The 12384-nt window shown below is 70.0% G+C and carries 14 protein-coding genes; 10 read left to right on the top strand and 4 right to left on the bottom strand.

Annotated features, from left to right (window positions below; genetic code table 11):
• The first annotated feature begins 43 nt into the window (after positions 1-43).
• The 3 genes from AQJ91_RS26865 (at position 44) to AQJ91_RS26855 (ending at position 2648) form a co-directional block, all read left to right on the top strand.
• Entirely contained in the window at positions 44-628 is a 585-nt protein-coding gene (locus AQJ91_RS26865; protein ID WP_067026614.1) for a hypothetical protein, read from the top strand.
• Positions 629-1149: 521 nt separating this feature from the next.
• The gene (locus AQJ91_RS26860) at positions 1150-1356 is read left to right on the top strand and encodes a DUF5999 family protein (RefSeq protein WP_067026612.1); all 207 of its coding nucleotides are present in this window, start codon (positions 1150-1152) and stop codon (positions 1354-1356) included.
• A gap of 248 nt (positions 1357-1604) precedes the next feature.
• The gene (locus AQJ91_RS26855) at positions 1605-2648 is read left to right on the top strand and encodes a LacI family DNA-binding transcriptional regulator (RefSeq protein WP_067026611.1); all 1044 of its coding nucleotides are present in this window, start codon (positions 1605-1607) and stop codon (positions 2646-2648) included.
• A 44-nt stretch (positions 2649-2692) separates the two neighbouring features.
• Here the strand turns inward: AQJ91_RS26855 and AQJ91_RS26850 are convergent, their stop codons facing one another.
• From AQJ91_RS26850 to AQJ91_RS26835, 4 genes are all read right to left on the bottom strand, one after another.
• The gene (locus tag AQJ91_RS26850; RefSeq protein WP_067026609.1) at positions 2693-3748 is read right to left on the bottom strand and encodes an endo-1,4-beta-xylanase; all 1056 of its coding nucleotides are present in this window, start codon (positions 3746-3748) and stop codon (positions 2693-2695) included.
• Between the two features lie 55 nt (positions 3749-3803).
• Positions 3804-4568 carry a carbohydrate ABC transporter permease gene (locus AQJ91_RS26845; protein ID WP_234382983.1) on the bottom strand — a complete coding sequence of 255 codons (765 nt, stop codon included), beginning with the start codon at positions 4566-4568 and terminating at the stop codon, positions 3804-3806.
• Between the two features lie 110 nt (positions 4569-4678).
• Positions 4679-5677, bottom strand: coding sequence for a carbohydrate ABC transporter permease (locus tag AQJ91_RS26840; protein WP_067026607.1), 999 nt, complete (start codon positions 5675-5677; stop codon positions 4679-4681).
• A gap of 6 nt (positions 5678-5683) precedes the next feature.
• A complete protein-coding gene (locus tag AQJ91_RS26835) occupies positions 5684-6976 on the bottom strand; it encodes an extracellular solute-binding protein (protein WP_067026851.1) in 1293 nt (430 codons plus the stop codon).
• Positions 6977-7403: 427 nt separating this feature from the next.
• On the opposite strand from AQJ91_RS26835, the gene AQJ91_RS26830 reads away from it, so the two are divergent.
• The 7 genes from AQJ91_RS26830 (at position 7404) to AQJ91_RS26805 (ending at position 12337) form a co-directional block, all read left to right on the top strand.
• Entirely contained in the window at positions 7404-7940 is a 537-nt protein-coding gene (locus tag AQJ91_RS26830) for a hypothetical protein (protein WP_067026605.1), read from the top strand.
• Positions 7941-7993: 53 nt separating this feature from the next.
• A complete protein-coding gene (locus AQJ91_RS57430) occupies positions 7994-8116 on the top strand; it encodes a hypothetical protein (RefSeq protein WP_267891236.1) in 123 nt (40 codons plus the stop codon).
• Positions 8117-8152: 36 nt separating this feature from the next.
• Positions 8153-8557, top strand: a complete 405-nt coding sequence (locus AQJ91_RS26825; protein WP_067026603.1) for a TOBE domain-containing protein — start codon at positions 8153-8155, stop codon at positions 8555-8557.
• A gap of 175 nt (positions 8558-8732) precedes the next feature.
• Entirely contained in the window at positions 8733-9572 is an 840-nt protein-coding gene (gene modA, locus AQJ91_RS26820; RefSeq protein WP_067026601.1) for a molybdate ABC transporter substrate-binding protein, read from the top strand.
• Complete coding sequence (locus AQJ91_RS26815) at positions 9569-10390, top strand: ABC transporter permease (RefSeq protein WP_067026599.1); 822 nt, start codon at positions 9569-9571, stop codon at positions 10388-10390. Before modA ends, AQJ91_RS26815 begins: the two co-directional genes overlap by 4 nt.
• Before the next feature lie 369 nt (positions 10391-10759).
• On the top strand, positions 10760-11851 hold the full coding sequence (locus AQJ91_RS26810; protein WP_067026597.1) for an ABC transporter ATP-binding protein: 1092 nt from the start codon (positions 10760-10762) through the stop codon (positions 11849-11851).
• Positions 11852-11917: 66 nt separating this feature from the next.
• Entirely contained in the window at positions 11918-12337 is a 420-nt protein-coding gene (locus AQJ91_RS26805; protein WP_067026595.1) for a TOBE domain-containing protein, read from the top strand.
• The last annotated feature ends 47 nt before the right edge of the window (positions 12338-12384 follow it).

The raw sequence follows: 12384 nt of genomic DNA, 5'->3' as shown, positions 1-12384 counted from the left end.
CCCTCGCGCCACCATGCCTGTCGAATGAGAGAGGCGACCCACCATGCCGCTGCATGTACCCCCGGCTCCCGCGCCCGCACTTCGCTCCGTCCTGACCGCACTCGGCTCGCCCACCGCGGTCCGCGAGGCCCGAACTCCCTCCCTGCGCGCCGCCCAGGGCCCCGCCACCCCCGAACTCCCCCTGCCCGTACACGTCCTGGACGAGATCACCCCCGCCGGCGTGGCCGCCACCCGACTGGCCGGCTGGCGCTTCCTGATCCGCTGCGGCGACCGCGCCGTGGCCGCAGCCGAGACCCGACTGACGGCCGACGGCTGGACCTTCTCGCACTTCTTCGAGGGTCCGTACATCGCCTCCACAGAGCACGCGCTGCGCCAGGCCGAGACGATGAAGCAGCCCTACCAGGCGCGCCTGCTGTCGGTCCCCGGCCTCTACATGCTGACTCTCTGGCTGCACGGCGACTGCTCCGCCGACGGCACCACCGGCCACCCCGCCGCCACCGATCTGCTCGTCCCGCTCGCACCGGCCCCGCCCGGCATCGCGGCACACCGCCCGCACCGGGTCTCCGAACTGCTCCCGGTGCTGACCCATCGGGCGACGCCCGCACCCCTGCTCGGCTCACCCGCCTGACCGCACACACCGCGCCCGTCCTCGTACCCCACTGCCGAATTCCGGGCAGCGGGGTACGGCGCTATTCCGGGCGACCTCATGCTCGTACGAGCGAATTAAGGGGCGCACCCCGTCCGGACTAGTGCCCCGGCAGGCAACGTTCGCCCGTTAGGGAGCGGCGTCCGGTGCGTGCTCTCGGCGTGCCGGGTACAAGCCCTCGTACTGGACGTACCTGGGTTTGTGCCCGGTGCGGCGAGTGGGGGCACCTCCCACGCCCTTAAGGCAGTGGGGGAGCGTACCGGACGCCGCGACGGGGCGAACGTTGCCTGTTGGGGCACTAGCCCCATTCGGCCATCCCGAACCCCCCGAAGAGACAGTGCCGTTGGGATGAACCGTCCGTCCGGGTTCCAGCGTCATCAACCTGTAAGAAGCTGTGCTGCGAAATCCCAGCGGAATGACGCCCGTGGGGCAACACTGGGTTCCGACCGACTTATCACAACGGGGGCGACATGAAAACCACGACAAAGCGAAAGATCCCACCCATGTGTCAGCACCAGCCACCGTGTCCGTCAGCAGAATCCGCCGACCGGGAGTCCGCCCGTCTCATGGCGCACCACCCGGAACAGGGATGGAGCCTGCTGTGCAACGGCGTTCTGCTCTTCGAGGACACCGGTGAGCTCCTGCCGGACGGCCAGATCATCGCCCCGCACCGCCCACAGGGCACCGACCGGGTGATGACCGCCGCCTGAGCGGTACCCGGGCGGAGCGACGGACCGCCCGGCGTATTCAGAGGGGCCGCTCGCAGACACGACTGCTGCGAGCCGGCCCCGACGTATGTCCGGGGGCGATCACTCCACGTAGTTCCATGGGGTGGATGCGGTCATGGTCGCGCCTCCCTTCCCACGGCCGCTCGTTTTCCGGAAGACTTCTGGAAGTTTCGCGCGCTCGTCCGGTGCGGTAGGGGGCGGATGTGCGACCCGTCGACGGAGGTGGGGAATTGGCAGCTCACGAGGCCGACGCCGAGGAGGCCGCGAAGGCCGGGGGCAAGGTCACGATCACCGAGATCGCCCGGCAGGCCGGGGTCTCGGTGCCGACCGTGTCCCGGGTGGTCAACGGCAGGTCCGACGTGTCGCCCAGCACCCGGGCCCGCGTCGAGGACCTGCTGCGCCGGCACGGCTACCGCAAGCGCCCCGCGGCCGCCGGCACCCGCGCCGCCCTGCTGGACCTGGTCTTCAACGACCTCGACAGCCCCTGGGCGGTGGAGATCATCCGGGGCGTGGAGGAGGTCGCCCACGCGGCCGGGGTCGGCACGGTGGTGTCGGCGATACACGGCCGTACCGGCGACGCCCGTGAGTGGATGCGGAACCTGCGGGCCCGGGCCTCCGACGGCGTCATCCTCGTCACCTCGGCCCTGGAGCCGGTGCTGCACGAGGAGCTGCGCATCCTCGGCGTCCCGCTGGTCGTCGTGGACCCGGCGGGCTCCCCGGCGCTGGACGTCCCCACCATCGGCGCAGCCAACTGGTCGGGCGGCATGGCGGCCACCGAACACCTGCTGGCGCTGGGCCACCGCAGGATCGCCCTGATCGCCGGCCCACCCCGGCTGCTCTGCTCCCGAGCCCGCTACGACGGCTACCGCGCGGCCCTGGAGGGCGCCGGCGTCACCGTCGACGACACCCTCGTCGTCCCCGGCGACTTCCACCCCGAGTCCGGCTTCAAGGGCTGCAACGCGCTCCTCGACCTGCCCCAACCCCCGACGGCCGTCTTCGCGGCCAGCGACCAGATGGCACTCGGCGCGATCGAGGCGCTGCGGCGGCGCGGGCTGCGGGTCCCGGAGGACATGAGCGTGGTCGGTTTCGACGACCTTCCGGAAGTCCGCTGGTCGGCGCCGCCGCTCACGACGGTCCGCCAGCCCCTCGCCGACATGGGCAAACTGGCCGTCCGCACGGCCCTGAAGCTGGCCCGCGACGAACAGCCGGACTCACCGCGGGTGGAGCTGGGGACCGAGCTGGTGGTGCGCGCGAGCACAGCGCCCCCGACCTGACGTGGGAAGGGGGCGCCTCGGACGAGTGAGGCGCCCCTCCCCCGCTACTCGTCGCCCAGCGCCTCCCGTATCGCGAAGTAGGCAGGCTTCGGCCGCAGTTCCTCGTCCCACGGCAGCGCGGCACCCTCCCCCGGGAAGAACGCCGGGATCCACGAGTACTTGTCGGTGTAGTCCCACAGAGTGACGCCGACACACCGCCGCACCGCGAGACACGCCTCGGTCAGATCCCGGTACCACTGCGCCTGCGTGGCCAGCTTCGCGTCGTCCGCGGGCAGCAGCATGCGTACGTCGACCTCGGTGAGCGCGGTGTCGAGGCCGAGCCGGGAGAAGCGCCGCAGGTTGTCCTCCAGCGACGTCGGATAGCCGTACTGGAGCGCCAGATGGGCCTGCATGCCGATGCCGTCGAGCGGGACGCCCCGCGCCTTCAGCTTCTTGGCCAGCCGGTGGTAGGCGTCGCTCTTCGGGCCGACCGCCTCGATGTTGTAGTCGTTCAGATAGAGCCTGACGCGCGGATCGGCCTGCCGGGCCCAGCGCAGGGAGTCGGCGATGTAGCCGGGGCCGAGTGTCTTGTAGAAGACCGTCTCGCGATAGGTGCCGTCCTCGTTGAACGCCTCGTTGACGACGTCCCAGGCGAAGACCTTGCCGCGGTAGTGCCGTACCTCCGTCTGGATGTGCTTCTTCAGTACGGCCCTCAGCTCGGGCGCCGTCCACTCACGCCCGGTGAGCCAGCCGGGCAGCTGGCTGTGCCAGACCAGGGTGTGGCCGCGCACCTTCTGGTGGTTGGCCCGGGCCAGGTTCACGATCTCGTCGCCCTTGGCGAAGTCGAAGACACCCTGCTGGGGCTCGGTGGCGTACCACTTCATGCCGTTGCCGGGGGTGATCTGGTCGAACTCGCTGCCGAGGAGGGCCTTGTACGGCCCGTCGGTGAGCTCGGGGTTGTCGGTGGCGCTGCCGTAGTAGCGGCCGTGCTCCTGGGCGAGTTCGGCGAGCGTCGGGGGCCGCTCGTCCGCCTGGGCGGCCGGGCCGCTCGCGATGCCGGCCGCGACCAGGACGGTCGCGAGCGCCCCGCAGAGTCTGAGCCGGATGGTCGTCGTGCGCATGGTGCGACTCCTCACGGAAGGGGGTGTGGGCGAGCCGTACGTCCGCCGGTGCGCGTCATCCCTTCGTGGCGCCGGCGGTGAGGCCGCCGACGAGCTGACGCTCGGCGACCGAGTAGAAGGCGAGGGCGGGAACCATCGCCAGCACCAGATAGGCGAAGACGCGGGCGTACTCGGCGGAGTACTGGCCCTGGAACTGCTGGACGCCGATGGGCAGGGTCCACCACGTCGAGTCGGTGAACACCAGCAGCGGCAGGAAGAAGTTGTTCCAGCTGGTGACGACGGCGAGCACCGAAACGGTGCCGAGCGCGGGCCGCGCCATGGGCAGCAGGATCCGCCAGAAGAACCCGAACGGGCTGCACCCGTCGAGCGTGGCCGCCTCCTCCAGCTCACCGGGGATCTCCCGGAAGAAGCCGCGCAGGATGATGATCGTCATCGGCAGTCCGAAGGCGGCCTGCGGGAGGATCACACCCAGCGGGTTGTCCAGCAGCCCCATGGACCGCAGCAGCAGGAACAGCGGCAGCGCCGCCACCGCGAAGGGGAACATCAGCCCCATCGTGAACAGCGTGAACAGCAACTCCCGCCCGCGGAAGGCGAACCGGGCGAAGGAGAACGCGGCGAGCGCGGACACCGCGACGACGATGACGGCCGTGGCCACCGCGATCAGCGTGCTGTTGCCGACCAGCCGCCAGAAGTCGCCGGAGCCGAGGATGTCGGTGTAGTTGCCGCTCACCCACGGGTCGGGCAGCCCGATCGGGTTGCGGGAGAGCTGGTCGGTGGACTTGAAGCCGGAGAGTACGGCGTAGAGCAGGGGTACGGCCATGACCGCGCCGACGGCGACGAGGATCACGTGCAGCGGCAGGGTACGCGTGCGTGTGGCGCCCTTGCTCCGCTCGGCCACGGCGTTCCGGCCGCCGGTCTTCTCGATGAGCGTCACTCTCCGCCCCCTCGCATGGTCGTGGTGGCCCCTTGGAGGTCGCGGCGGAGTACGAACCGCTGGTAGGAGAGGGCGAAGACGAGACTGATGCCGAACATGACCACGCTGATCGCGCTGGCGTATCCGACCTGGTAGCGCTTGAAGCCGTACTGGAACATGGTCACGGCCATGGTCTCGGAGTGATGGTCGGGACCGCCCTGGGTGACCACCCACACCAGGTCGAAGAGCTGGATCGACCCGATCACGGACAGGAACACGCTGATCCGCAGGGTCGGTGCGAGCAGCGGCAGGGTGACATTGCGGAACCGCTGCCAGGGACTGGCGCCGTCGACGATCGCCGCCTCGGTCAACTCGGCCGGGATGGACTGCAGTCCGGCCAGGTAGAGCATCATGTGGAAGCCGAAGTACTTCCACGTCATGACCAGGAAGAGCGTCGCCATGACCATGGAGGGATCGGCGAACCACTCGCCGCCCAGCCCCTCCAGTCCGACGCTCCCCAGGATCTGGTCGGCGAGCCCCTCGTCCGGGGCGAAGATCATGCTGAACAGGACGCCGGTGATGGCCTCGGACAGGACGTACGGCCCGAAGAACAGCATCCGGTAGACGGCCCGCCCGCGCAGCTTCTGGTTCAGCAGCACCGCCATGGCCAGCGCGAACGGCAGCTGCAGGGCGAGCGACAGCACGACCAGGACCAGGCACCGCCACAGGTCCCCCAGGAAGACGGGGTCCTCGAAGAGCCGGGTGAAGTTGTCGGCACCCGTGTAGTCGGAGGGCATGCCGAAGCCGCCCCAGCGGAAGAAGGACGCGTAGACGGCGAACAGGATCGGCAGCAGCACCAAGACGCCGAACAGCGCCAGGGCGGGCACCTGGAACCCGACCGCGGTGAGCCAGTTGAGGACCCGGCGCCGCCCACGCCCAGGGGACGTGGGGGCGGTCGGGGGCGGCTCGGCAGCGTCGGGACCGGTCCGCCTGCCCGGCAGGAAAGTGGAGGTCATCGCCGGCTACTGCTCTTCCTTCGCGGTCTTGGTGATCGACTCGGTGACCTGCTCGGAGGACTTGGACCCGGCGATGAGCGCGGCGACGCTGTCGTTGACCTCCTGGCCGACGGCGGGAGCGTAGGCCTGGTCGAGGTAGAGCTGGAAGCCGGTGGCGGCCTTCAACTGCGTCTGTACGGCCTTGATGTTGGGGTCCGTGACGGAGTTCTCGGCCGCCGGGACCACCGGGATGACGCCGGTCTTCTTGACCAGTTCCAGGTCCGTGGCCTCGGAGGCGAAGAACTTCAGGAAGTCGACGGCGGCCTGCGGCGCACCCCTGCGCAGGGCGTGCCCGCCGCCCCCGCCGAACACCTCGGTGATCGCACCCTTGCCGTCCTCCACCTCGGGGAACGGGAAGAAGCCGAGGTCGTCGCCGAGCCCCTTGCCGGCGTCCGCCTGTACGACAGGCGCCCACTGGCCCATGAGCTCCATGGCGGCCTTGCCGTTGCCGACCGCGGCGGCCTGGCCGGTGGGGCTGGAGTAGGCGGCCCCGAGGAACCCCTTCTGGAACGGTTCGAGCGCGACGAGTTCGTCGAGGTGCCGCCCGGCCTCGACGAAGGCGGCCCCGGTGAAGTCCTTGTCGTCGCTGGCCTTCTGCACCGCATCGGCGCCGGCGGTGCGCATCGCGAGGTAGGCCCAGTAGTACATGCCGGGCCACTTCTCCTTGCCCGCGAGGGCGATGGGGGTGATCCCGGCGGTCTTCAGCTTGCGTACGGCGTCGAGGAAGCCGGTCCAGGTGGTGGGGGGCGTGGCGATGTCGGCCTGCTTGAACAGCGCCTTGTTGTACCAGAAGCCGATCATGCCGATGTCGAACGGGATCCCGTACACCTTCTCATCAAGAAGGTACGGCTCCTTGGCGACCGGCAGCAGCCCGCCCGCCCACTCCTCGGTCCTCCCTGTCAGATCCTCGACGAGCCCGGCGTCGACCTGCTGCTTCAGCACGCCTCCGCCCCAGGTGTGGAAGATGTCGGGGAGCTTCCCGGAGGCGGTCAGCGCCGTCATCTTCGACTTGTAGGCGTCGTTCTCCAGCTGGACGATCTTTATCTTCACGCCGGGGTTCTGGGCCTCGAACTTCTTGGCCAGCCCCGCCCATACGTCCTTCGTCGGCTGGGTGGTGGAGATGTTCCACCACTCGATCGTGGTCGTCCCAGACGACCCCCCGTCCGAGTCTCCGCCGCAACCACTCAGTGCCGTCATTCCCAGACCGGCCGCGGCGGAGGCCGCCAGGAAGCCGCGGCGGGACAGTGCCGGGTCGCCCATCATGCGCTCCTTGGGTACGGGACGACGTGTTCACGACGTCCACGGGACCGAAAGTTTCGGTGTTGATCCGGAAAGCTGCGCTGTTGCCGCACCCTAGAGACAGCGGTCAAACGGTGGCAACCCCTTGTACGCGGTGAATCTGCCGCCAATTTCTGTGCTGTGCGAGGCGCTTGACGCCCCGGTGCCGATCGCGGTGTTGTCATAGATCCGCGCCAGGCGTCAGACGAAACATTCGAATGATGCGGCGAACGTTACGCAGCGCACTGCAGGTGGCCCGGTAATCGCAGCCAAGACGCCGTGGACGTACCCGCCGCAGGGCTCGGCACCACTTCCGCGCAGCAGGACGGCCCGACAAAAACCGCCGGGCCGCGTCAGATTCGCGTCAACGGCCCTTGCTTCCGCCCTCTCGATGTCTACGGTCTGCATCATGGGACACGCCCACGAGGCACCGCAGGATCCGGTCGGCCCACCCGCTCCCGGCACGACGGTGTACGACAACCACTGGACGAAGGACCTGCGCGACTCGGTCCGCTACTCGGCCGCCCTCCTCGCTCTACTGCTCCTCGTCGACTGGGTCGCGGGCGACACCACCCCCTGGCGCGGCGCCCTGTGGCTCGCGCTCGCCGCGGTGCTGTTCGTCGTGCTGTACCCGCCCCGCGTCCGGGCCGGCGAGGGCTGGCTGGCCTCCCGTGGACTGCTGAGCGAGCACCGGGTCCGCACCGATCTGCTGGCGTCCGTGCACTGCCTGGACGGCGTCGGCCAGCGGCTGGTGCTGCGGGACACGCTCGGCGGCCGCGTCGAGATCGACACCCGGATCCTGCTGGACAACCCCGGCCTGTGGCACCGCCTGGCCGAGGACGCCCGCGTTTCGGAGGCCTTCGCCGCACCGGAACTCCGCCGCGTCTCCGCCCGCCTCGACCGCGAGACCGCCCTGACGGTGTTCCGCCTCTCGGGCCTGGAGTGACGTCAGGGCATCATTCCCTGCCTTTGTGCCTGCCTGGCGTCGACCGCTTCTCCATGTTCGGCGTCTCCCTGCTGGTCTTCGAGAAGCTCGCCATACTCTGGTTCGCCGACGCCTACGCCATCGGCGTCCTGGTCCTGCTGTCCTCCGCGGCGATCGCAGTCACCCATGTGGGCTGACCCCGCACCGGCCACCGACCCCCAGCTCGCCCTATCGTGACCGGCATGCAGTCCTACACGATCGGCCAGGCGGCCCGCCTCCTCGGCGTAAGTCCCGACACCGCACGCCGCTGGGCGGACGCGGGCCGGGTGGCGACCCACCGCGACGAGGGCGGACGACGACTCATCGACGGCCGCGCCCTGGCCGCGTTCTCGGTCGAGCTCGCCAAGTCCGGCACCACCGACGAGGAAACGCCGTACACCTCGGTCCGCAACGCCTTCCCCGGCATCGTCACCGCGATCAAGCTCGGCGACGTCGCCGCCCAGGTGGAGATCCAGGCGGGCCCGCACCGACTCGTCTCCCTCCTCACCCGGGAGGCCGTCGAGGAACTGGGCCTGGAGATCGGCATGGAGGCCACGGCCCGCGTGAAGTCGACCAACGTGCACATCGACCGCACCTGACCGGTCAGCACAGCACCGTAGAAACGCACATGCAAGCCCCTCAACGTATCCACCCCGCTCATGCCATGCCACAGGAGCCAAACACCTGGCACATGCGGCAGTATGATCGGCGAATAGGAAGTAGGAGGGGTCCGGCAGGCTCCTCCCCCTGGACCGAGGGAGTGGTGGCCCCGTGATGACCTGTTCCGCACTCCGGACCCGTCGGACCCGTCGAATCCGTCGGCCCCTGCGAGCGACGGGCGCCGGAGCCGCCGCCCTGCTGGCGCTGAGCGCCTGCTCGTCGGCGTCGTCGTCCGACAGGGGTACCGCCTCCTCCGGATCCGGCTCCTCAGCGAAGCTCTCCGGCACGGTCACCGTCTTCGCCGCGGCCTCCCTCCAGGAGAGCTTCGAGACCCTGGGCAGGGAGTTCGAGAAGGACCACCCGGGCACGAAGGTGGTCTTCAACTTCGGCGGCAGCGACACCCTCGCCGCGAGCATCACCAGCGGGGCCCCGGCCGACGTCTTCGCCGCCGCCAGCCCCGGGACGATGAAGATCGTGACGGACCAGGAGAACACGCCCGGCAGGCCCGTCACCTTCGTCCGCAACGAGCTGGAGATCGCCACGCTGCCGAGCAACCCGCACGGAATCTCCTCCCTCGACGACCTCACCGAGCCAGGTCTGAAGGTGGTCCTGTGCGACAAGTCGGTACCGTGCGGCGCGGCCGCGCAAACAGCACTCAAGGCAAGCAACCTCAAACTCACCCCCGTCTCCTACGAGCAGGACGTGAAGAGCGCCCTGACGAAGGTCGAGCTGAAGGAGGCTGACGCCGCCGTCGTCTACAAGACCGACGTGAAGTCGGCGGGTGACAAGGTGGAGGGCGTGGGCTTCCCCGAGTCGGCCGAGGCCGTGAACGACTACCCGATCGCCCCGCTGAAGAACGCCCCCAACCCCGCGGCGGCGAAGGCGTTCATCGAGCTGGTGCGCTCCGCCGAGGGCCGGCAGGTCCTGACCGGGGCCGGGTTCCTCAAGCCGTGAAGGGCCGGGCAGACACCCTGAAGGGCGCCCCGCGTCGCGGCCGTGGCGTACCGCTCCCCCTCCTACTCCCCGCCCTGGCAGGCCTGGCGTTCCTGCTCCTCCCCCTCCTCGCCCTCCTCGTCCGCGCTCCCTGGCGCAGCCTGCCGGAACAGCTGACCAGCGCCGAGGTGTGGGAGGCGCTCCGCCTGTCCCTGATCTGCGCGACGGCGGCAACAGCGCTGAGTCTGGTCATCGGCGTCCCACTGGCCTGGCTGCTGGCCCGCACGGACTTCCCCGGCCGCGGCCTGGTCCGCGCGCTGGTGACCCTGCCGCTGGTCCTCCCCCCGGTGGTCGGCGGCGTGGCCCTGCTCCTGGCTCTCGGCCGCAACGGCGTCATCGGCCAATGGCTGGACGCCTGGTTCGGAATCACCCTCCCCTTCACCACCACTGGCGTCATCCTCGCCGAGACGTTCGTGGCGATGCCGTTCCTCGTCATCAGCGTGGAGGGCACGCTACGGGCCGCCGACCCCCGCTACGAAGAGGCGGCCACTACCCTGGGCGCCTCCCGCTTCACGGCATTTCGCCGGGTCACGTTGCCCCTGATCGCCCCCGGCATCGCAGCCGGCTCGGTCCTGGCCTGGGCCCGCGCCCTGGGCGAGTTCGGCGCGACGATCACCTTCGCGGGCAACTTCCCCGGCCGCACCCAAACGATGCCGCTGGCGGTCTACTTGGCCCTCCAGAACGACCCAGCGGCAGCCATCGCCCTCAGCCTGGTCCTGCTGGCCGTCTCCATCGCGGTACTGGCAGGCTTGCGGGACCGCTGGATGACAACGTCATGACAGCCCACCACACGCCCCGGCCGGCACGGCCCGTCACCACTCGGACGACACCCACCCAAGCGGGCCCTGGCCAGCCACACGGCCCGAACAGCGCGCAGCCGGCTACCCAGCCACGGGCAGCCGCACCCTGGAGCAGCACCCCACGCACCGGCAGACATCATCGGGCCACGAGCAACACCCCCGCTCAGCCGCAGAGACCCGCCCAGCCGCGGGCAGTCGTGCCGCTGGGGCGCCACAGGTGGGCGCAGGCGGCACACCACCAACGCCAGGCCACGCAACCACCCCCGCCCAGCACCAACGCCGCTCACCAGAACCCGACGATCACCGCACCCCCCGCTCCCACTCCCGCTCCTCCCTGGACACGCCCCCATGACCAACCACGAACCCGGACCCCCCACGTCCACACCCACACCCACACCCCCCGAGGGCCTGGACGCCCACCTGGTCCTGGACCGCCCCCCCTTCCACCTGGACGTCACCCTCACCGCCACCCCCGGCGACGTGGTCGCCCTCCTCGGCCCCAACGGCGCCGGCAAGACCACCGCCCTACGCGCACTCGCCGGCCTCACCCCTCTCACCGGCGGACATCTACGCCTGGACGGCATCGACTTGGAGCGCACCCCACCAGAGTCCCGCCCAGTCGGCGTCGTCTTCCAGGACTACCTCCTCTTCCCCCACCTCACCGCCCTGGACAACGTCGCCTTCGGCCCCCGCTGCCAAGGCGCGACCAGAACCGGGGCCCGCACCCAGGCAGCCGCCTGGCTGACCCGCATGGGCCTCACCGACCACGCCACCACCAAACCCCGCAAACTCTCCGGCGGCCAGGCCCAACGCGTAGCCCTGGCCCGCGCCCTGGCAACCCACCCCCGCCTGCTGCTCCTCGACGAACCCCTGGCCGCCCTGGACGCCCGCACCCGCCTAGAAGTACGCGCCCAACTCCGCCGCCACCTCGCCGAGTTCGAGGCCGTAGCCGTACTGGTCACACACGACCCGCTCGATGCCATGGTCCTGGCCGACCGCCTGGTCGTCGTCGAACACGGCCAGGTCGTCCAGCAAGGAACGCCCGCCGACATCGCCCGACACCCCCGCACGGACTACATCGCCCAACTGGTCGGCCTCAACCTCTACCGAGGACAGGCCGACGGCCACACGGTCCAACTCGACGCCGGCCCCACCATCACCACCACCGAAGACCTCTCCGGCCCGGTCTTCGTCGCCTTCCCCCCGAGCGCGGTCACCCTCTACCGCGACCGCCCCACCACCTCCAGCGCCCGCAACCTCTGGCGCTGCGAGGTAGCCGGCCTGGAAACCCACGGCGACCAGATCCGCGCCGACCTCACCGGCGAACTCCCCCTCGCCGCCGACCTCACCACGGTCGCCGCAGCCGAACTCGACCTGCACCCGGGCGCGGAGACCTGGGCAACAGTCAAGGCGACGCAAACTCACGCATACCCGGCGTAAGCCCCCAGGCGCACTACGGTGGGACCGCCAACCCAGCAAATCCCCCCACCCACCGCGAGGCGCCCCATGACCCTGAGCATCCGCAACCAGCTCCCCGGCACGGTCACCGCCCTCACCCCCGGCGAGGTCATGGCAACGGTCAGAGTCCGTCTCACCAACGGCCAGGATCTCACCGCCGCGATCACCCGGGAAGCCGCCGAGGAACTGGGCCTCACCACAGGCTCCTCCGTACACGCCCTGGTGAAGTCGACAGAGGTCTCCCTGGCCACGGCCCCAGTCGATGGCTTGTCCATCCGCAACCAGCTCCCCGGCACCGTCACCGACATCACCGCCGGCGCCGCGATGACCTCCGTCAAGATCGGCGTCGAGGGAGCCGAACTCACCGCCGCGATCACCACCGACGCCGTCACGGACCTCGACCTGTCGGCCGACACCCCCGTAGTAGCCCTGATCAAGTCGACCGAAGTCTCCCTCGCGACGAGGTAACGCAAAAGGGCTCCACTCGACCAGAGCGGAGCCCTTCTCCTACGAAC

It is taken from the genome of Streptomyces dysideae (genome assembly GCF_001514305.1).
Taxonomy (GTDB): Bacteria; Actinomycetota; Actinomycetes; order Streptomycetales; family Streptomycetaceae; genus Streptomyces; species Streptomyces dysideae.
The sequence above is the reverse complement of the archived record's forward strand: the minus strand, read 5'-3'. Positions and strand labels throughout refer to the sequence as shown.